Here is an 18539-nt window from a genome sequence, read left to right on the forward strand (position 1 = left end):
GCTTAGCACGAATATAACGGGATCATTTTTGCATGTTTGATACAAAGTTCACAATTGTTTTGCGGGACGATTTGGCTTCCTGGCAGGGGCTGAATGTCACCGCTTTTCTAGCAAGCGGGATTGTCAGTCAATATCCGGATATTATCGGTGAGCCGTATCAGGATGGGGCCGGCAACACTTACAATGCTTTGTCTGTCCAGCCGGTAGTTGTCTTGTCTGTGGATGCTAGCCAAATGCGCAAGATCCACATGAAGTCGCTGGAGAGAGGGATCACAACATCCTTGTATGTTGAGGAGATGTTTTCTACTGGGCATGACGCTGCTAACAGAGATGTGTTCTCGAATTTTACACCTGAATCGGCAAATGTTGTCGGTATAGCTATTCGGGCAGAAAAGAAAATAGTCAAAAATTTGGTAAAAGGTGCAAAGCTCCATAAATAGATATTTATTATTTACTTAAAAATACTGATAAAATTAACAGTCAGTCATGGATTGCTTAGTTGTGCACGTGAAGAAGTTATGGCGATTTTATGAGTCTATAGAAAAAACCATGCTCTGCGGTCAAAAAAAAGCCCCTGCTGTCAGCGGGGGCAATCTTAACCCTATACATATTCAAAAGATCACGTACGGGGGCAACGTGACCCTTTTGTTTCAATGGAGTTTAGAGAAATAACTAATCGGCATTATCCATGAATTATAAATACAAAATTTTATCATTGTAGTATGAGGCAATTTAATAATAATTTTCTGTTTTAACAATCGCACTTGTGCGCTCGCAATAATGTAGATGATGCAGAGAGACCGCGATATTTATTTCCGTATAGGAATATTCTCCACAGTAATAATTTGACCTTTTGATACAATTTAATGCGCCTTAAGATGGCCGAAATTGCATAGGTACTTGATCGACTTTCCAAGTGTTAATCGGCAGCCGAATGCGGTAGCTGGTCGTATTAAAGCACTGTTTATCCAAGTTTTTCTGCGATATTGTTTTCAGATATGCTTGGTGTTTGAGGCTGAATGGAATGAGTTTGATTATTGAGTTTGTAAAATACGTGTCGATCGTTGTGATCGGTCTTTTGCCTATCATGAATCCCCTGACCACAATTCCATTATATATGTCGCTGACCAAACGCATGAGTGCTGAAAACAAACGCGTTCAGGCACGAAAAGCCTGCATATATGCGTTTTCGATTCTGACTGCTTTCCTGCTACTTGGGAACGGGATCATTTCGCTTTTCAGCATATCCATGCCGGGTATTCGTGTGGCCGGCGGGTTGATCATCATGATTCTGGCGCTGCGAATGATTTTCTCTGGTGAGGATTCGTCGTCGGAAGTAGATGCAGAGCCTGCCGATATTAAAAAGGCTGATCTGGATTATTCGTTCTCACCGCTGGCAATGCCCAGCCTCGCAGGCCCGGGCTCTATAGCGGTTGTCATGAGCTTCGCGTCGCAGATACCATCTGAACACTCCATTGTCGGCCATGTGGTCGTTATTTTGGGTGTCGCTATAACGATCTGCGTAGCCTATCTCGCACTGTCCTCCGCACCGCTCATCGAGAAGGTGCTCGGTGAACACGGTATGCAGGCAGTGACAAAAATCATGGGCTTTCTGCTGACCTGTGTGGCCGTACAGTTTCTTGCGTCGGGTATCCGCGATTTTTATATCGAATTCAGCAAGATCAGCTGAAGCGTTTTACACTTTTCGGTAGGTGTTCTAAGTGCGTGGAACGAAGAGAATAATGCACGCTCCGGCAAAAGCTACGGTCGCGCCGATAATGTCCCAGCGATCTGGACGCATGCCTTCGGCGGCCCAGATCCACACAATCGATGCGATAATGTAAATCCCGCCATAAGCGGCGTAAGCGCGTCCCGCAGCGTCGCTCTCGATCAGCGTCAGCAGATAGGCAAAAAGGGCGAGACAAACCAAGCCAGGAATGAGCCAGAGCGGGGATTTGTCCAGTTTAAGCCATGCCCAAAACGAGAAGCATCCCGCAATCTCGAATATAGCTGCGGCGGCATAGATCAAGAATTGCAAAGCAGATTTCCTTGGTATTGATTGTGTGAAGCAACTTCGCGTTGGTGTTTATATTCCAACCCGGCACACCCCCATATGAGGCCAAAGAGCAGATAAAAATGCCGCCAGTGATCGGTGTCGATCACGTTGCCGATGAGCACATGGCCAAGATAAGTCGCATAGGCACAAAGCAGGAATGGTTGCCATGGCCGGTTTCTGAACATCAGTTTGAAACCGATGGCCAGCGTCAGGAATGTCAGCGTTATGAAGGCGATGAAACCGATCCAGCCGTAGTCAAGCACTGCTTTCAGCCAGACATTATGGGTGTCTTCACCGAACATGGGACCAAACTCCAGCGGTCCAATTCCCAAAGGGTGTTCTGTCGCCAGCACCATGCCGAGCCAGTGTCGGGCAAACCGGCCCAGACGCGCACTGTCATAGCTTTGCTCCAGGCGCGCGCGCTCGAAAAAGAATGCTCCTACATCGGGAATTTGCAGGAGCAGCACAATAGCCAGAACAATGACAAGAACCGCAAGCAGACCGATTGCGATTAATCGCAAGCGAAATCTGTTGCTCTCGCTCTGAAGAAACAAAACTGCAAAAAGACAGAGAAATGAGAATGGTGCCATGGCCCAGGCAGCACGCGAGAAAGAAACCAGTATGCCAAGTGTCAGTATGCAGCATAAAGGCAAATAGACGAGCAGATCTCGACCGTTGCCTTTCATGATGCGGTAAAGGCTCCATGTGAAGGGGAGCACCAAAAACGGCCCGTAAACATTCGGATCTTTAAATCCACCCATCGCGCGACCGAAGCGGGTAAAGACATCGGCACCGGGAAACAGGTTGAAATAGCCCGCAATGCCGAGCAACGACGACAGGATGCCGACCAGAAGATAGGCGTTGAATATTGTTTTCAGACGACGATAGTCTGCTTCAATAATTGCAGCATAAAAGACAGCCGTGAAGGCAAGGAATAGCGAAACGGCGATATATAGCGGTGCATCTTTCGTATCCGCCATTTGCATGACTGAAACCATGCCGCCGAAGTTGAATAGGGTCAGCAGGGCTAGCAACACCAGGTTCGTTCGTGTCAGCCGCATCCCAAAAAGCAGGGCCACAGCTATGAGCGCGACCATATAAAGCTCATAGGGAGCGGGTTCGCTCATCACGAAACCAAGCAGAAAAATACCAAGTCCGATGGCAAAATTGGCGATAATTCTGTTTAAAGCGCGCTTACCTGCAACCTCTGTTGCAGGTAAAACGCGGTAAGGTGTCGATATATCGCTGGCTCTGTTTGCGACCGTCCTCAATAGGCATTTTCCGTGTTGAGAAGTCTGATGGGTGTCAGGAACAGGATTTTTAGATCGAACCAGAGCGACCAGTTTTCAATATAAAACAGGTCATATTCTGTGCGCATACGTATCTTGTCATTATTGTCAATTTCACCGCGCCAGCCATTAATCTGCGCCCAGCCAGTTACACCCGGTTTGACGCGGTGGCGCGCAAAGTAACCGTCTACGACCTCATTGTAGAGCACGTTGTGCGAGTGTGCGGCCACCGCATGTGGGCGCGGGCCGACAAGCGACAGTGAACCCGTCAACGAATTGAAGAACTGCGGCAGTTCGTCGATGGATGTCTTGCGGATGAAGCGCCCGACGCGGGTCACGCGGGGATCGTTTTTCGTGACAGCGTTGCGTGCAGTCGGGTCGCTCTGCTCTGCATACATCGAGCGGAACTTCCAGACATTGATGACTTCGTTGTTAAAGCCATGACGCTTCTGCTTGAAGATCACCGGGCCTTTACTATCGAGCTTAATGGCAATTGCGGTTGCCAGCATGATGGGCGAAAGAAAGACGATGCCAAGCAGACTGAAGGTGATGTCGAAAATACGCTTGGCAACCGAGTCCCAGTCGTTAATTGGCTTGTCGAAAATGTCGAGCATCGGCACGCTGCCGATATAGGAATAGGCGCGTGGGCGGAAACGCAGATGGTTGTTAAGCGCTGATAGGCGGATGTCGACGGGCAAGACCCACAGCTTGTTGAGGATCATCAGAATGCGTTCTTCGGCGCTGATTGGTAGCGAAACAATCAGCATGTCGATATGCGCAATACGCGCAAACTCGATCAGCTCCTTGATATTTCCGAGTTTGGGGTAGCCTGCTACGATGGGCGGCGAACGCTTGTCGTCGCGGTCATCGAAGATACCGCAGATGCGAATGTCATTGTCTGGTTGCTGTTCAAGTGTACGGATCAGTGCTTCGGCATTGGGGCCGCCGCCCACAATGACAGCGCGGCGCTCCATAATGCCATTTCGTGCCCAACGACGGATTCTCCACGAGACAAAGAGTCGGCAGATGATGAGCACGATCATGCCGCTCAAGGCCCAGATCAGAAACCAGGCGCGCGAAAAATCCGACGAAACCTTGAAGAGAAAGCCTGCTACGGCAACGGCTCCCAGCACGGTTGCCCAGCTGATGATCACGCGTTTCAGATGGCGGCTGGGGCTGCGCAGAATGTTGATCTGATAGCCATTGTTTATTTCCATCAAAAGCACGTAGAGGCCGCCGCCCGCGAGCATGATGAGGAGATAGTAGATAAGGAGCGAGGTGTTGAAACTGACGTAGTAAGCAAAGCTCAGAATGCCGGACAGTAAAACAATGCCAAATTCAACGAGCCGTATCACACCACTCAGCATGGTCGGCGACAGGGTATTCCGTTCGTATTGCGCAGCCATCTGGCGCGCCATGGCGTTCAACCCGATCTGTTCGCTCGGTTTGGAACCATTCGTATCTTTGGCATTGCTTGCCTCAGGATCGATTGGAGAAGGCGCATCAATATCCCGCACAATTTTACCCCTGCTAATCAAAGTGCCGGACTATATCTAATGCCAAATCCTAAGGATTTGCTGATCAAACGGTCCTGGCGGCTGCGAGATTTTCAGGAACGTGCTTCACGGTAAACCAATTCTATAGAATGTGCCATTGCCTGAAGGCTGAACCGTTCGCGCAGGCGCATGCTGTTGGGCATTGATGAGAGAAAACCACTCTCATCATTCACAACTGCAAGCAGCTTGGCTGCAAGCAACTCGATGTCTGGTTCAACAAGAGCCGGGGAGTTGGGGCCAAAGATTTCCGGAATGCCGCCAACATTGCTCGCAATGACGGCTTTGCCAGCGGCCAGCGCCTCCAACACGATATAAGGAAATGCTTCCGCGCGTGATGGAATGATCATGATTTTGCCAAGCGGAAATGCTTCTCGTGCGGCTATGCCGGGAAGGAAGCGGATTTGATCAGCCACACCGAGCTCATCTGCAAGTGCCAGAAAATCAGGTTTCTCTGTGCCGTCGCCGACCATAGTCGCGGTAAAGCGCTCACCATGTTTGTCACGAAGAGAAGCAAGGGCGCGGATCAACAGATCCGGCCCCTTTAACGCACGCATCGTTCCTATGAACAGGAAGTCAGTAGCGTCAGGTGCGGTCGCCGTATGAACAAACTCTTCATCCGACAAGCCGTTATAGATAACCGCATGGAGGTCGTATGGCCTGCCAACCTTCTCTTCATATGTCCGCTTCTCGAAGTTTGAAACGAACAGAACAGCGTCAGTGAGCGGAGCCAGCAGCCTTTCGATCAGAAAGACCGCGCCGCCACGACGCGTCTTTCTGTCAAAATGCAGGCTGCCGCCATGCGGTGAGTAGATACGGGCTACGCGAGACTTAAAAACCCGTAGAACTGAGCCGAACAGACGCGCATAAACGCCACCTTTGGCGCCATGTCCGTGCAAGATGTCCGGCTGCAATTTCTTGACAATGCGATAGGCTTTGTATGCTGCTTTGATATCGCCAATACCGACATGTCTTTGCATGGCGATACGATGGATGCCCAGCGCAAGCTTGGGCCGTAATTCTTCCAGTAGTTCATCTTCGCGCGGACCACCGGTCGTCGCATCGCAGAGAATGCCAACCTGATGCCCGTTTGAAGCCTGAATGCTGATGAGATCGCGGACATGGCGGAACAGGCCACCCGCAGGTTCTCGAAAACAATGGACAATCCGTAAGGGCTTGTTGTGCTTTTCATCAGACATTTATCGCCATCAGAACAGACGTTCGCGCACATAGACGGTGTCGCCCGGCAGGATCGGATCAGAGATCAGGACACGACCTGTCATCACGTCTCCATTGATAGTACGTGTAATATCGACACTTTCCTGATTGGCGCGTGGAGTAAATCCGCCAGCCGCAGCGATTGCTTTTTGCACTGTCATGCCCGGCACGTATGAATATTGGCCCGCACCACCCACTTCACCCATGATGAAGATCGGGCGATAACGGTCGACCTCGACGCTTACGTCTGGATCGCGCAGATAGCCACCACGCAATTTTGAGGCAATAACACCTTCAAGCTGCTTTACGGTTTTTCCGCTTGCCGGAACGCTGCCGATAAGTGGGAACGCGATGTAACCCGACTGGTCGACGCTATAATTATTGGTGAGGCTTGCCTGCTCAAACACGGTAACGCGCACACGGTCGCCAGCATTGAGCAAATAGGGTTCGTTTAATGCGGCATGAAACGCCGGTGGGGCAGGGCGATAGCTCGAGCATGCGGAAAGCGTCATCGCCGCAAGGCCAAGCGCAACAAGAACCAGTCGGCCTGTGCGCTTTTTATGAGTTTTCTGCATCGTCATTGTCGCCTCGGTCTCTTCCGAAAAGCACTGCCGCATTTGTAGATTCGGACGGGTAATATCCGAATGCTGATACATGACGTTATCGTTTGATTAAGGTTAATGGCTGGTAAAGAAGTGGTGCGGTTCTGGAAAAACTTTCTCTCTTTCCCGCAAGGTCGAACAAATAGACAGTTTAACCCTCTGGTTACCTTGTTCGTTTACATTTTCTTACAAAATTGGCCTGCGATACCTTTGAAGCATTTCCAGTAAAAGTGCGAAGCGGTTTTGCGTTGGATAATGCGTAAGAACAAATAGCGAGGCGGTTGTTCGAGCACCGCGCATCCGGAGTGTTGGGCGGAGCATCGGGCGGAGTATGAGAATGTCTGAAGTCGATAGGCTGTCGAAAGACGCAGATATTGATATTGGCGCGCTCTTTTCGAGCTTGCGCCGCAATTGGCTTTTGATTGTCAGCGGCGCGGTCATTATGGCAGTGCTTGCCTGGATCATTTGCCTCCTTCTGACGCCTGATTATCGCGCTGAGACCCGTATTCTGATCGAATCCCGCGAATCCGTTTTCACACGTCCAAATGGTGAAGCTACAACTGAGCGACCATTGATGGACCCGGAAGGGGTTAAAAGCCAGGTCGAAGTGCTGACTTCCGGAGATCTGTTGAAACAGGTTTCCGACAAGCTGAAGCTCACAGACAATGATGCATTTACCTCAACAAATATAAAGCCTTGGACGCGCGCTTTGATTCTTCTTGGCATGCGCAATAATCCGGCCAGTCTGACACCTGAAGAGCGTGTACTGCAAAAGTTGCGCCAGAACTTAGAGGTCTTCAACATCACCGGTTCGCGTGTGATTGTTGTCCAATATACGTCTGCAAATCCGCAGGAAGCAGCCAGTATCGCAAATGCCGTGGCTGACGCCTATATCGCGCTGCAAGGCGCTGCAAAGCTCCAGTCTAATGATGATGCAACCGGTTGGCTTGCGCCAGAAATCGAGGATCTGCGCGGCAGAGTGCGGGATTCGGAAAAGAAGGTCGCAGACTATCGTGCAGCGAATGGCCTTTTGACGGGGCAGACAAACAGCACCATTGCCACCCAGCAGCTATCCGAAGTCTCGACGGAATTGACGCGGCTGCGTTCAAGCCGTGCGACGTCTGAAGCTAAAGCGGAAAGCATTCGCAGAGCGCTTGCAGCCGGTGTTCCTGTTGATACCCTGCCGGATGTTGTAGCGTCCGGTATGATGCAGCGCCTTTCTGAACGTCGCATTCAGCTCAATTCGCAAATTGCTGATCTTTCGGTGACGCTGCTTGAAGGCCATCCGCGTATTAAATCGTTGCGCTCGCAACTCGCCGATCTTGACCGGCAAATCAATGTGGAAGGGCGCAAGCTTTTGGCGAGCCTCAACAACGAGGTGAGTGCTGCAAGACTGCGCGAAGATGAACTCAACCGTGAGTTAAACCGCGTCAAGGCGCAGGCGGCTCAGGCTGGTGAGCAGGAAGTCGAACTGCGAGCGCTCGAACGTGAAGCGGCGGCACAGCGACAGCTTCTTGAAACCTATCTGACACGCTATCGCGAAGCTGCTTCGCGCACGGACCGCAATTATGTCCCTGCCGACGCGCGGATTTTCTCACGCGCCGATGCGCCGGGATTGCCCTATTATCCAAAAACCTTGCCGGTTGTCAGCGCGACCTTTGTTGCTGGACTGTTGCTCCTTTCGATTTTCGTATTGCTCCGTGAATTGTTCAGTGGACGCGCCTTTGTCAGCGTGGATGGACGCCGTATTACAGCAGTGGAAGAAATCGAAATGCCGGTGATTGAAGCGGCAACTGACATGGCTTTTACCCCACTTTCTGAAAGAGAACTGGAAGCTTCCGGTAAGCCTGTACGACGCTGGACTTCGCCTTTCATGTCGGGATCAAAAATTGTCTCTGAGGAAGAGGCGCCAGAAAATCCAAATGGTGTGAAGACAGTGGCCAACCGCCTGATTGATGGCAGTTTGAAGCGGGTCATTGCGGTATCTCCGGAAGGAGATAACGCATCAGCTGCAACTGTGCGTCTGCTGCGGGAGCTGGCGGATCGGGGCAAACGCGCTATTCTGATCGATATGACGGCCTTCGGCACGCTGGGTCTGGTTATGCTCGACGGCAACAGCCGAGCCGGTATTACTGAGCTTCTGGCTGGTGAACGGCGTTTCAACGATGTCATTCATACGGATCACTATTCTCAGGCGCATGTAATGCCGCTTGGAAACGTGCCGCCGGAGAACGCGATGCGTTCGGCTGATCGCCTGCCATATATCCTGGACGCGTTGGAAACGGTTTATGATTTCGTGGTGGTTGAATGCGGTCCGTCTACATCGCGACAGATACGCCGTATTGCGGATGGTCCGGCGGTCGTGATCATGAACATCGTCAATCCCGACGACAACAGCGTTGTCGCGGCGGCGCTCGATATGGATCAGGGTGGCTATGAAGACGTCATCATTCTGATGGACAATCCTGAGCGCACAACGGGTGCTAACCCTGATGCATCGCAACCAACAGCCTGATTTCGATTCACGATCAACAAGATAGCACTCTCGTCTGAATCAAATTGAGAGCTGCTTATTGTTAAATCTTAGCGCTTTGCCAGTTTGCTGCGGAGTGCTTTCGCGAACCGCCATAGGCGGGGATTGCTTTTGACCGTTGCGACGGCTTGGCTGCGTATTGATTGCAGAGCGGTGAATGCTCTGCCTTTGGTCGTCAACGGGACAAAGGCGTCGTAGATGCGCGATTCGATATCGCACCATTCTCGCTTATACGGCTCATCGCCAATACCGAAACTATAAACTGGCAGTTCAGCGTCGCAGCTTTTCTTGATATCTTCAAAAAACAGAAACTCGCCGGGGCTGGCAGTTATTAACTCGTCATCCGCTATCGCGTTGAATTCAACGGTCGGACCATCTTTTGAGAAGGCTTTACCTATAAGTGAGCGGATCTTGCCACCGACTTCAAGAACTTGCAGTTGGTATACCGCGTTCTGGCTTTCAGCCGCATCGCCGTAAAGCTCTTTGAAGAATGCCTGAATATGTGCACCGGCAAAAGGATCACGGATCCCCATTTGCTTGAATCGATGCGCCTTGAGAGTAAAGAAAATATCGAGTATCTCGTCGGCTTCTTTACGAGACTGCGGAGCGTAAATGCGCCAACCGCCGGATTCTTCATAACGACGTCCATGCTGACGATGTTTTTTGAGTTTCCGCTTTGTATTGCTCCGCCCAAGCACGGCATCAAAACCATGTCCGAGAGACGCAGCAAGCACAGGATTGGGGTTCTCGATATTCTTCAACTGCAATAAAGGGTTATCTTCGCCCGATAGAGAGGGCAGTTGCCTTGTTAGCGAAAGCATATCGATATCTGGTCGAGCGGTTCGAATGGCCGACACAAGCTGGCTCACGGATGCGCGGTCGACCGAACCGTCAAGCCAGGGGAAGTTGCAGTTTGCGTGACTTCCGCCCGGATAGCGCAACACGTGCGCGCCATTCTCGTTGACAGCTTCAAGCGGCAGCATCATGATTGGCGTATCGTTGGTAAACAGACCGGCAACCAGACTGTCCGTATTGACATGCCTGCGCCAGCAGTCGATCCAGTCGAAAGTTTGCGCATTGCCATGTAGTGCGCCCGGCTTTGTCCAGAAGTCACGCAGTTGCGCGTAGTCGGTAACGAGACGTGGCGTCAGACTGGCTCTGGCTTCATCAGTCACGTTTCGTTTGCCCCCGCAAATTAATCAACGACGTTTTGGGCGCGGAGGCTGAGCCATCCACCAGATGATTCCCATTGCAGGCAATACCCAGAGAATACCGGTGAAGAAGAAATAAAGGAGGTGCACCCATGCAGGCGAATTACCAAGCTGAGCCACGGCAATGATTGTTGCAAAAACTGCATAGACGATCACAAGAGCAACCAGCAGAAATGTGCCTATGAGTTTTTTCAGCCGAACGGGCATGTCATTCTCCTCTATCCACTTCTTCACTAGCTTGTGAGAACGCACAAAGGAAGAGAAAACGCGTCGGCATGTCGCGTGAGCCTGACTTGTAACCGCTTCTCCTATGCGGCATGTATCCCTGACTTAATCCAGACTTAATATTGAAGGATGAGATGGCATGGCGGCAATTTCCGTTCGACATGAAGGGCAGGGCACAGTGAGATCCGGCGAGGATAAAAACCGTCGACTGATCCGTTATTGGCTCTATGCGGTTTTTGTCGTTCTGATCGCTATTGTCATGGTCGGTGGCGCGACGCGCATGACAGGCTCTGGCCTGTCGATCACTGAATGGAAACCGATCCACGGCGTCATTCCACCACTCAACCATGCCGAATGGCTGGAAGAGTTCGATAAATACCGCCAGATTCCGCAATATCAGCAGATCAATAAGGGCATGTCGCTCGAAGCATTCCAGTCCATCTTCTGGTGGGAATGGGCGCATCGCATGCTCGCGCGCTTCGTGGGTTTTCTGGTTGCAATTCCACTTGCCTTCTTCTGGCTTACCGGACGCCTGAACAGCAGTCTTAAATACCGGATGCTTGGCCTTCTGGCGCTGGGCGGCTTTCAGGGTGCTATCGGTTGGTGGATGGTTGCATCGGGACTGAGCGAGCTTACCAGTGTCAGCCAGTATCGCCTTGCCATTCATCTGACGACAGCCTGCGTCATCATAACGGCGGTGTTTTATATCGCGCGGGGGCTCGTCACTTATACCGAGCGCCCGGCGGAACGGTCTATCCAGCGTTTTGCGGGCTGGTTAGTCTTTGCCGTGTTGGTGCAGATCTACCTTGGCGGTCTTGTCGCCGGGCTTCATGCCGGTCTTACCTACAATACCTGGCCGCTGATGGACGGGGCGATCATCCCGTCAGACCTGTTCATCCAGTCGCCATGGTGGCGCAATCTGTTTGAAAATCCCAAGACCGTACAGTTCGTACATCGCATGTTTGCCTACACAGTTCTGGTTCTGGCGGTTGTTCATGCTGTGCAGGTTTGGAAAAATGCGGCAGCAACCACCCATGCCCGTCGCACAATCGTTTTGCTCGGCCTGATATTGGTGCAGGCAGCGATTGGAATCGCGACGCTCCTGATGAGCGTGCCGCTGGATCTCGGCCTCACGCACCAGTTTGTGGCCCTGATGGTTCTGGCTTTCGCCGTTGCACATTGGCGCGCAACAAAGGGCGCTTACAAAGAGTAAGCCGTCTGACGCAGATGCCTTAGCGCGGAAGCAATTTTCAGCTCCCGTGCTTCATCGGCATCATTGCCATCTTCGCGATGCCAGGCGGCGGAGAGGCAGCCATAGGCAAATGCGTAATCGAGGACATAAGCGGGGTCGCATTTGAGGATCGGTGCGAAATGCTCTGCCATGCGCTGAGCGCGTTCGAGATCAAGGCACAAATCATCACGATCGAGCGGATTGTAGAAGATGTTAGCCGCATCGAAGGCTGCATCCCCCACCAGCCCATGGGGATCAATCACAAGCCAGCCACGCGGTCCCTTGATTATGTTCTCATGGTGAATGTCACCATGCAGCGGAATAGCATTATGCGGCGTCGCCAGCAGGCACTTCGCGACCGCCGTGCCATCCGCATAGATAGAGCTCTCGTTTGCTACTGCGAAGAGACCGGAAAAATGCTTGTCCAGTGGTTGCAAATCAGCCGGTATCGGGGCAGGAGAGGGCGTGTGCAGCGCGTTCAGAACCTCGCCGAATATCTGCAAACATTCGGCATCCTTGCCGCGTTTCAGATGCTCGTCAAGATGATAGTCGCCCGCATATTCAAGCAGCATCGATGTGCCATTGAGGCCGTATAATCGTGCGGCACCATGGCCGTCCTGCCAGTCGAGATAATGCGCGCCGCGCAGTTCTTCCATTCCTGCAGGTTTCAGCTGCTTGATAACAAAAAACTCGCCTGGATAATCGCTACGTTCGACTTTCCAGACGAGGCTGGAATGCGTGTCTGCGAGCGGCACATAAGAGCCGATATTCCATTCGGCGGGGAATATCGGCCTTTCCGTCATCAGGCTTTGCCGAGCATCAGGTTCATATTTTGAACAGCGGCACCCGATGCGCCCTTGCCGAGATTGTCGAGGAGCGCCACGAGATTGACCTGATTGTCACCTTTCGTACCAAACACGAAAAGCTTCATGCCATCCTTGCCAGCAAGCTCTTCCGCATCGACACGCGGCAGTTGGCTGCTTTCCTCCAGCGAAACAACTTCGACGATATTCTGCCCGGCATAATGTGCGGTCAAAACGTTATGGACATCCTTAAGCGACGGTGAGCCTTCAAGTTCAGTCACGAACAGTGGTACCTGAACGATCATGCCTTGCGGGAAACGGCCGACGCTTGGGCTGAAGAGTGGGCGGCGATCCAGGCGGCCATGCAATTGCAGTTCCGCAACGTGCTTGTGACGCAGCGGCAGACCGTAGAGGAAATTGTTGGCCGCAAGATGCTCCGGATGGTTCTTGTCCTCCATCTGCGCAATCATCTGCTTGCCGCCGCCGGTATAGCCGGAAACTGCATTGACGCTGATCGGATAATCAGCTGCCAACAATCCCGCATCGCGCAATGGACGCACAAGCGCGATTGCGCCGGTCGGATAGCAGCCCGGATTGGCGACGAGGCGTGCTTCTGCGATGCGCTCACGCTGACCCTTGGCAAGTTCTGCAAAGCCGTAGGCCCAATCAGTATGCACACGATGAGCAGTCGAAGTATCGATGATCCGGGTCGAGTTGTGACCTTCGAGCAGTGAAACAGCCTCCTTGGACGCGTCATCCGGCAGGCACAAGATCGCAATATCGGCAGAGCGCAGATAGTCAGCGCGCAAGTCCTTGTTGCGACGCTCGGCTTCCGGGATGGAAATAACTTCAAGATCGTCGCGCTCGGCAAGGCGGCTGCGGATTTGCAGACCTGTGGTGCCGTGTTCGCCGTCGATGAAGATTTTCGGTTTCATGCGCTTTGCCTTTGGATTTCAGAAAGTTACGCCAATATTCGGAATCAATTTTTGAGCTGCTTGAATCAGTTTCTGAGCAGCATTTATCGTCGTCGTGCTTTTTGCTCAGCCAGAAGCCCAAGATAATACATTGCGATGGTCGCTCCGGCGATTGCCGTTATATCGGCATGATCGTAAGCCGGTGCAACCTCGACCACATCGGCGCCCACAAAATCAAGAGCCGTCAGCTTGCGAAGCACGGAAAGCATCTTTGCCGAAGAGGGACCGCCAGCAACGGGTGTTCCGGTTCCTGGTGCAAAGGCCGGATCAAGACAATCGATGTCGAACGTCAGATAGGTTTTTTTGCCAGCTGTGCGTTTGAGAATCTCGTCGGCGATTGCCTGCGCTGACATATCCTCAACTTCATGGCCATAGATGATCTTGATACCGCAGTCTTCCGGCGCATGCGTGCGAATGCCAATCTGGATAGAATGCTCGGGATCGACAATTCCATCCCGCACGGCACGGGCTACGAAAGAACCGTGATCGATCCGCTTGCCATCGTCAAACCATGTATCCTGATGTGCATCGAATTGAACCAGTGCCAGCGGACCATATTTCGCAGCATGGGCTTTGAGTAGGGGCCAAGTTACGAAATGATCGCCGCCAAGCGTCAGCAAAAACGCATCAGATTTGAGAATCTTCGCGGCTTCCCGTTCTATCGTTGCTGGCGTCTTATAATGATTGCCATAATCAAGCAGGCAGTCGCCATAGTCGATGACAGCAAGATTTTCGAACAGATCGCGCTCAAACGGATATTGCGGATCGTTGTCGAAAATGGCCGATGCACGACGGATCGCCTGCGGACCAAACCGCGCGCCGGGTCGGTTGGAAACCGCTGCATCAAACGGAATGCCCCAGACGACGGCTTCGGCCCCTTTCAGCGACTTACTATAAAGGCGCCGCATGAATGACAACACACCCGCGTGGGTGGGGTCAGTGGCAGCACTGTTCAGGCTGCTGGCAGTGAAAGCATGGTCAATCGTCTTAGAGGGCATGGCCGGCTCCCGGATGGCGTCTCAACTCTCATAGCGCTTCATGAAGCAAATTGGGAGATTGCTTTATGCGGTTTTTGCTTCAAATCCGTATGCACGTTCTACACGGGCAATGCGAACGCGATAAGTTTCATACCATTGCAGACGACCAAGTTTTTGCGCGACAAGATGATCGACATCGCGTTTCCATGCCCGAATGCTTTCTTCATCCGTCCAGAATGAATTGGTGATGCCAAATCCTTCGGCATCGCGTGCGCTTTCAACACCGATATAGCCAGGCTGCCGTGCAGCAAGTTCTGCCATGCGCTCGGCCATTTCACCATAACCTCCATCATCGCCGAAGCGTTGCGACGAGAATGACACAACAAAGTAAGGCGGTTGCGGCGTGTTGGCGAAACGTTCAGTCGTAGACATGGGCGTGTTCCATTATCGAAGAATCTTGGGCTTCACCCTTCATGAATGTTGTCGCCGGGGCTTGCAACTGCGTCTACGGCATGAGCCCAAAAATCCGAATCGATTTTTCGAAAGCACGATGCGCAAATTCAATAGTTAGAGCGCTGCCCGTCATACGAAGGGTGCAAGATTGCGCGAGCGATAAACCGCGATTGTGAGAACACGGAGCGTGTTGGCAAATACTTCTCTTTCAGAGAGGGACTTTATGAAGAAAGCAGTATTTCCAATTTCAATCGCGCTTGCCTGTTCCGCAGCCTTGTCCGGTTGTATGACCGATCAGCATGCGGCCCGCCATCAATTGGAGCAGCAGAATGTGAGTGCGCTCAACTGGATGCAACAATCGGGCGAATATGATGCGCTTGCCTATCAGGCCTTTAACGGTGCACGTAAAGCATTCGATACGGCAAAGGTGAGGAAGGGACGCAGGAAAGCGGTGATCGTTGATCTTGATGAGACGATGATCGACAATTCGGCTTATGCCGGATGGCGCATCCAGCATAATGTGCCGTACACGGAGAAGACCTGGGGTCGTTGGGTGGCTGCCGAACAGGCACGACCTATCCCGGGCTCTGTCGAGTTTGCGCGCTATGTGAATTCGCATGGAGGCACAATGTTCTATGTCACGAACCGTGATGCCAAATCATTTGACCATACAGCTGCCAACATCAGGAAGCTCGGCTTTCCCGGGGTCTCAGCGAAGACCCTGCTTCTCAATAGTGGTCAATCCAACAAACAGGCGCGTTTTGACGCCGTCAAAGCAGCTGGCTTCGATGTGGTGGTCTATGTTGGTGACAATCTGAATGATTTCGGAAGCGCCACTTATCATAAGAATAACCAGCAACGCCGCACTTTCGTCGCAGCCAATAGCGAAGCGTTCGGTACGAAGTTTTTCATGCTGCCAAATCCAAACTATGGAGATTGGATTTCGGGCATGGCGCCGGACTATTACAAACAGCCTGTTGAGAAACAGCTGGAGATTAACCGCAAAACCATTCGCGCTTGGGCGGGCTAAAGCAATCCGGATAATTCAAAGCAAAAAAGCGGACCCGAAGGCCCGTTTTTCTGTAATTTTGAAGCGATAAATATTAGCGCCTTGAGAACTGGCCCTAAGCGTATTAGCGCTTGGAGAACTGGAAAGAACGGCGAGCCTTGGCCTTACCGTACTTCTTACGTTCAACAACACGGCTATCGCGAGTAAGGAAGCCACCCTTCTTAAGAACCGTGCGAAGGCCTGGTTCGTAATAGGTGAGTGCCTTGGAGATGCCGTGACGAACTGCACCGGCCTGACCGGAAAGGCCGCCGCCAACAACAGTTGCGACAACATCGAACTGACCAGCGCGGTTCGACGCAACGATTGGCTGCTGCAGGATCATCTGCAGAACCGGACGTGCGAAATACGCAGCAAATTCTTTGCCGTTTACGGTGATCTTGCCGGAACCTGGCTTGACCCAAACGCGAGCAATCGCGTCTTTACGCTTGCCGGTCGCATAAGCGCGGCCCTGAGCGTCGATCTTCTGAACATGAACCGGAGCGGCCTGTTCGGCGACTACGCTGCCGAGTTCTTCGAGCGAGTTGAGCTGCTCAGCCATGATTATGCATTCCCTTTGTTCTTGCGGTTCAGCGCTGCAACGTCCAGAACTTCTGGCTGCTGAGCTTCATGCTGATGATCTGCACCTGCATAAACGCGCAGGTTCTTCATCTGGCGACGACCGAGTGGACCACGTGGGATCATACGCTCGATAGCCTTTTCAAGAACGCGTTCCGGGAAACGGCCTTCGAGAATTTGGCGAGCAGTACGTTCCTTGATGCCACCTGGATGGCCAGTGTGCCAGTAGTAAACCTTGTCGGTGTACTTCTTGCCGGTCAGAACAACCTTGTCTGCATTGATGATGATGACATTATCGCCATCGTCAACGTGCGGGGTGAAGGTTGCTTTGTGCTTACCGCGCAGGCGATTGGCGACGAGGGATGCGAGACGACCGACGACGAGACCTTCTGCGTCGATCAGAATCCACTTCTTCACCACTTCGGCTGGCTTCTGAGAAAAAGTTGCCATTGAAGTCTTCCTTGACTTAATCCCAGATCTTGCGACCCGGGCTTTTCTTGTTGCTTGTGTTGGTCACGCCAATCATAAGGACGGCCAACCCTAAGGGCGTTAGAAAGCGAGCTTCCATACGCACTGGGCGGGTCGATACACAAACTCTGGAAGATCGTCAAGCGCTGTTTTTACAGCATTCTTTTAATAGACTAATAAAAACAATGACTTACGATATTGGTATTATAATACCCTATCTTTTTATCGCGGTGGAATGGAATAAGTCGCCGTCGCATGGGCTATTAGCCCATTTGTCTCATCACTGGTCAGGCTTATTTCCAGTACGGCCAAACGCTTTCCAAGTTTGAGAATCCTAGCCACTGCCTTGACCGTTCCCGGAGTGGCCTTGCGCAGGAAGTTGATATTGAGATTTGTGGTCACTGCGAGAGCAACCGGCCCGATATGACCGAGGATTGCTGCATAAGCTACCACATCGGCAAGTGCGAAAAGGGAAGGGCCTGAAACGGTGCCACCGGGGCGCAAGTGCTGATCGTTGGCGCGGAGGTGCATGGTCGCTGCACCGTCATCGATCGAGACGATCTCAAAACTGTCATCGAGCTGCGGAAATTCGCGCTTCATGAAGAGGCGTAAATCGTCGATATTCATGACCGGGCTCAAGGCCGCATGGTGTGCAGTGCTGATATTCATGTTCTCTCCCTTATAATAAGGAATAGGGGGAGTTTGGCCAATCTTGCAAGCACGCGTTGCGATATGCAAAAAATAAAGCATTTCCAGCAAAAGTGCGCAGCGGTTTTGCGTAGGATAATGCGAAGCAAAATAGATAGAGCAGTTCAAACGTTTCAATCTTAACGAGACCGCTCTGGCCCCGAATTTACAGCGGAGGAATGAAATGCAAGCGTCTTCAGACAATCAGATTCGCGAAATTCTTCAGTCCGTCAAAACGATTGCGCTTCTTGGTGCATCGCCCAAGCCCGAGCGCCCGAGCAACGGTGTTATGAAATTCCTGCTCGATTGGGGATACCATGTCATTCCCGTTAATCCGGGGCAGGTTGGGAAAAGCATCCATGGGCAGCAAGTGGTAACCAATCTCGCTGATATTGATGAACCAGTCGATATGGTGGATGTTTTTCGCGCGTCACATTCGCTTCCGGGCATTGTGGATGAAATTCTTGCCATGAAACAACGGCCAACGGTTCTTTGGACCCAGCTTGACGTTGTGCATGAAGAGGCCGCAAGGCGGGCGGAAGAAGCAGGGCTGAAAGTGGTAATGGACCGCTGCCCGGCCATTGAGTATCCACGCCTTATGCGATGACTTGAAGTTCGGAAATTAATTTCCGCGA

20 protein-coding genes are annotated in these 18539 nt (G+C 52.0%); 6 read left to right on the top strand and 14 right to left on the bottom strand.

The window, feature by feature from the left end:
- Positions 1-32 precede the first annotated feature (32 nt).
- Positions 33-440, top strand: coding sequence for a DUF2000 family protein (locus ACSME1_RS11025; RefSeq protein WP_024897437.1), 408 nt, complete (start codon positions 33-35; stop codon positions 438-440).
- A 584-nt stretch (positions 441-1024) separates the two neighbouring features.
- Positions 1025-1690 carry a MarC family NAAT transporter gene (locus ACSME1_RS11030; protein ID WP_024897438.1) on the top strand — a complete coding sequence of 222 codons (666 nt, stop codon included), beginning with the start codon at positions 1025-1027 and terminating at the stop codon, positions 1688-1690.
- A gap of 27 nt (positions 1691-1717) precedes the next feature.
- On the opposite strand, the gene ACSME1_RS11035 is transcribed toward ACSME1_RS11030, so the two are convergent.
- The 5 genes from ACSME1_RS11035 to ACSME1_RS11055 all read right to left on the bottom strand — a co-directional run bounded on the left by ACSME1_RS11035 (position 1718) and on the right by ACSME1_RS11055 (position 6691).
- Positions 1718-2038, bottom strand: coding sequence for a YnfA family protein (locus ACSME1_RS11035; RefSeq protein WP_024897439.1), 321 nt, complete (start codon positions 2036-2038; stop codon positions 1718-1720).
- On the bottom strand, positions 2026-3327 hold the full coding sequence (locus ACSME1_RS11040; RefSeq protein WP_105706767.1) for an O-antigen ligase family protein: 1302 nt from the start codon (positions 3325-3327) through the stop codon (positions 2026-2028). The genes ACSME1_RS11035 and ACSME1_RS11040 overlap by 13 nt, the downstream gene beginning before the upstream one ends.
- The gene (locus tag ACSME1_RS11045) at positions 3324-4862 is read right to left on the bottom strand and encodes an undecaprenyl-phosphate glucose phosphotransferase (protein WP_105706765.1); all 1539 of its coding nucleotides are present in this window, start codon (positions 4860-4862) and stop codon (positions 3324-3326) included. Before ACSME1_RS11045 ends, ACSME1_RS11040 begins: the two co-directional genes overlap by 4 nt.
- A gap of 92 nt (positions 4863-4954) precedes the next feature.
- Entirely contained in the window at positions 4955-6097 is a 1143-nt protein-coding gene (locus tag ACSME1_RS11050; RefSeq protein ID WP_105706764.1) for a glycosyltransferase, read from the bottom strand.
- A gap of 9 nt (positions 6098-6106) precedes the next feature.
- Complete coding sequence (locus tag ACSME1_RS11055) at positions 6107-6691, bottom strand: polysaccharide biosynthesis/export family protein (protein ID WP_181153638.1); 585 nt, start codon at positions 6689-6691, stop codon at positions 6107-6109.
- A gap of 364 nt (positions 6692-7055) precedes the next feature.
- On the opposite strand from ACSME1_RS11055, the gene ACSME1_RS11060 reads away from it, so the two are divergent.
- Positions 7056-9233, top strand: coding sequence for a GumC family protein (locus ACSME1_RS11060; RefSeq protein ID WP_024897444.1), 2178 nt, complete (start codon positions 7056-7058; stop codon positions 9231-9233).
- Between the two features lie 68 nt (positions 9234-9301).
- Here ACSME1_RS11060 and ACSME1_RS11065 read toward each other — a convergent pair whose 3' ends face one another.
- Together ACSME1_RS11065 and ACSME1_RS11070 are read right to left on the bottom strand one after the other, a co-directional pair.
- Entirely contained in the window at positions 9302-10426 is a 1125-nt protein-coding gene (locus ACSME1_RS11065; RefSeq protein WP_105535376.1) for a GNAT family N-acetyltransferase, read from the bottom strand.
- A 24-nt stretch (positions 10427-10450) separates the two neighbouring features.
- Positions 10451-10669, bottom strand: a complete 219-nt coding sequence (locus ACSME1_RS11070) for a DUF2842 domain-containing protein (RefSeq protein WP_024897446.1) — start codon at positions 10667-10669, stop codon at positions 10451-10453.
- Between the two features lie 157 nt (positions 10670-10826).
- Between ACSME1_RS11070 and ACSME1_RS11075 the strand changes: the two genes are divergently transcribed.
- Positions 10827-11900 carry a COX15/CtaA family protein gene (locus tag ACSME1_RS11075; protein ID WP_024897447.1) on the top strand — a complete coding sequence of 358 codons (1074 nt, stop codon included), beginning with the start codon at positions 10827-10829 and terminating at the stop codon, positions 11898-11900.
- Here the strand turns inward: ACSME1_RS11075 and ACSME1_RS11080 are convergent.
- The 4 genes from ACSME1_RS11080 to ACSME1_RS11095 form a co-directional block, all read right to left on the bottom strand.
- Positions 11888-12721: an aminoglycoside phosphotransferase family protein gene (locus ACSME1_RS11080; protein WP_024897448.1), complete on the bottom strand. Its 834-nt coding sequence runs from the start codon at positions 12719-12721 to the stop codon at positions 11888-11890. The genes ACSME1_RS11075 and ACSME1_RS11080 overlap by 13 nt on opposite strands.
- Positions 12721-13656, bottom strand: coding sequence for an N-acetyl-gamma-glutamyl-phosphate reductase (gene argC / locus ACSME1_RS11085; RefSeq protein WP_435654922.1), 936 nt, complete (start codon positions 13654-13656; stop codon positions 12721-12723). The genes ACSME1_RS11080 and argC overlap by 1 nt, the downstream gene beginning before the upstream one ends.
- Before the next feature lie 83 nt (positions 13657-13739).
- On the bottom strand, positions 13740-14693 hold the full coding sequence (speB, locus tag ACSME1_RS11090) for an agmatinase (RefSeq protein WP_105706763.1): 954 nt from the start codon (positions 14691-14693) through the stop codon (positions 13740-13742).
- A 63-nt stretch (positions 14694-14756) separates the two neighbouring features.
- Positions 14757-15104 (bottom strand): antibiotic biosynthesis monooxygenase family protein, encoded by a 348-nt coding sequence (locus tag ACSME1_RS11095; protein ID WP_024897451.1) that lies wholly within the window; start codon positions 15102-15104, stop codon positions 14757-14759.
- 244 nt (positions 15105-15348) lie between these two features.
- Here ACSME1_RS11095 and ACSME1_RS11100 point away from each other — a divergent pair, with 244 nt between their 5' ends.
- The gene (locus ACSME1_RS11100; protein ID WP_105706761.1) at positions 15349-16155 is read left to right on the top strand and encodes a 5'-nucleotidase, lipoprotein e(P4) family; all 807 of its coding nucleotides are present in this window, start codon (positions 15349-15351) and stop codon (positions 16153-16155) included.
- 103 nt (positions 16156-16258) lie between these two features.
- Here ACSME1_RS11100 and rpsI read toward each other — a convergent pair whose 3' ends face one another.
- The 3 genes from rpsI to ACSME1_RS11115 all read right to left on the bottom strand — a co-directional run bounded on the left by rpsI (position 16259) and on the right by ACSME1_RS11115 (position 17886).
- Entirely contained in the window at positions 16259-16732 is a 474-nt protein-coding gene (rpsI, locus tag ACSME1_RS11105) for a 30S ribosomal protein S9 (RefSeq protein WP_036567214.1), read from the bottom strand.
- Positions 16733-16734: 2 nt separating this feature from the next.
- Positions 16735-17199: a 50S ribosomal protein L13 gene (rplM, locus tag ACSME1_RS11110; RefSeq protein WP_024897454.1), complete on the bottom strand. Its 465-nt coding sequence runs from the start codon at positions 17197-17199 to the stop codon at positions 16735-16737.
- Between the two features lie 240 nt (positions 17200-17439).
- Positions 17440-17886, bottom strand: a complete 447-nt coding sequence (locus ACSME1_RS11115) for a PaaI family thioesterase (RefSeq protein WP_105706820.1) — start codon at positions 17884-17886, stop codon at positions 17440-17442.
- A 202-nt stretch (positions 17887-18088) separates the two neighbouring features.
- On the opposite strand from ACSME1_RS11115, the gene ACSME1_RS11120 reads away from it, so the two are divergent.
- Positions 18089-18511 carry a CoA-binding protein gene (locus ACSME1_RS11120; RefSeq protein WP_105706760.1) on the top strand — a complete coding sequence of 141 codons (423 nt, stop codon included), beginning with the start codon at positions 18089-18091 and terminating at the stop codon, positions 18509-18511.
- The last annotated feature ends 28 nt before the right edge of the window (positions 18512-18539 follow it).

Origin of the sequence: Brucella pituitosa (assembly GCF_965577835.1) — a bacterium.
Classification (GTDB): domain Bacteria; phylum Pseudomonadota; class Alphaproteobacteria; order Rhizobiales; family Rhizobiaceae; genus Brucella; species Brucella pituitosa.

Coding starts and splice junctions, on each gene's coding strand:
- ACSME1_RS11025 (WP_024897437.1), top strand. CDS start 33: ATGTTTGATACAAAGTTCACAATTGTTTTGCGGGACGATTTGGCTTCC.
- ACSME1_RS11030 (WP_024897438.1), top strand. CDS start 1,025: ATGAGTTTGATTATTGAGTTTGTAAAATACGTGTCGATCGTTGTGATC.
- ACSME1_RS11050 (WP_105706764.1), bottom strand. CDS start 6,097: ATGTCTGATGAAAAGCACAACAAGCCCTTACGGATTGTCCATTGTTTT.
- ACSME1_RS11055 (WP_181153638.1), bottom strand. CDS start 6,691: ATGCAGAAAACTCATAAAAAGCGCACAGGCCGACTGGTTCTTGTTGCG.
- ACSME1_RS11060 (WP_024897444.1), top strand. CDS start 7,056: ATGTCTGAAGTCGATAGGCTGTCGAAAGACGCAGATATTGATATTGGC.
- ACSME1_RS11070 (WP_024897446.1), bottom strand. CDS start 10,669: ATGCCCGTTCGGCTGAAAAAACTCATAGGCACATTTCTGCTGGTTGCT.
- ACSME1_RS11075 (WP_024897447.1), top strand. CDS start 10,827: ATGGCGGCAATTTCCGTTCGACATGAAGGGCAGGGCACAGTGAGATCC.
- ACSME1_RS11080 (WP_024897448.1), bottom strand. CDS start 12,721: ATGACGGAAAGGCCGATATTCCCCGCCGAATGGAATATCGGCTCTTAT.
- argC (WP_435654922.1), bottom strand. CDS start 13,656: ATGAAACCGAAAATCTTCATCGACGGCGAACACGGCACCACAGGTCTG.
- speB (WP_105706763.1), bottom strand. CDS start 14,693: ATGCCCTCTAAGACGATTGACCATGCTTTCACTGCCAGCAGCCTGAAC.
- ACSME1_RS11095 (WP_024897451.1), bottom strand. CDS start 15,104: ATGTCTACGACTGAACGTTTCGCCAACACGCCGCAACCGCCTTACTTT.
- ACSME1_RS11100 (WP_105706761.1), top strand. CDS start 15,349: ATGAAGAAAGCAGTATTTCCAATTTCAATCGCGCTTGCCTGTTCCGCA.
- rpsI (WP_036567214.1), bottom strand. CDS start 16,732: ATGGCTGAGCAGCTCAACTCGCTCGAAGAACTCGGCAGCGTAGTCGCC.
- rplM (WP_024897454.1), bottom strand. CDS start 17,199: ATGGCAACTTTTTCTCAGAAGCCAGCCGAAGTGGTGAAGAAGTGGATT.
- ACSME1_RS11115 (WP_105706820.1), bottom strand. CDS start 17,886: ATGAATATCAGCACTGCACACCATGCGGCCTTGAGCCCGGTCATGAAT.
- ACSME1_RS11120 (WP_105706760.1), top strand. CDS start 18,089: ATGCAAGCGTCTTCAGACAATCAGATTCGCGAAATTCTTCAGTCCGTC.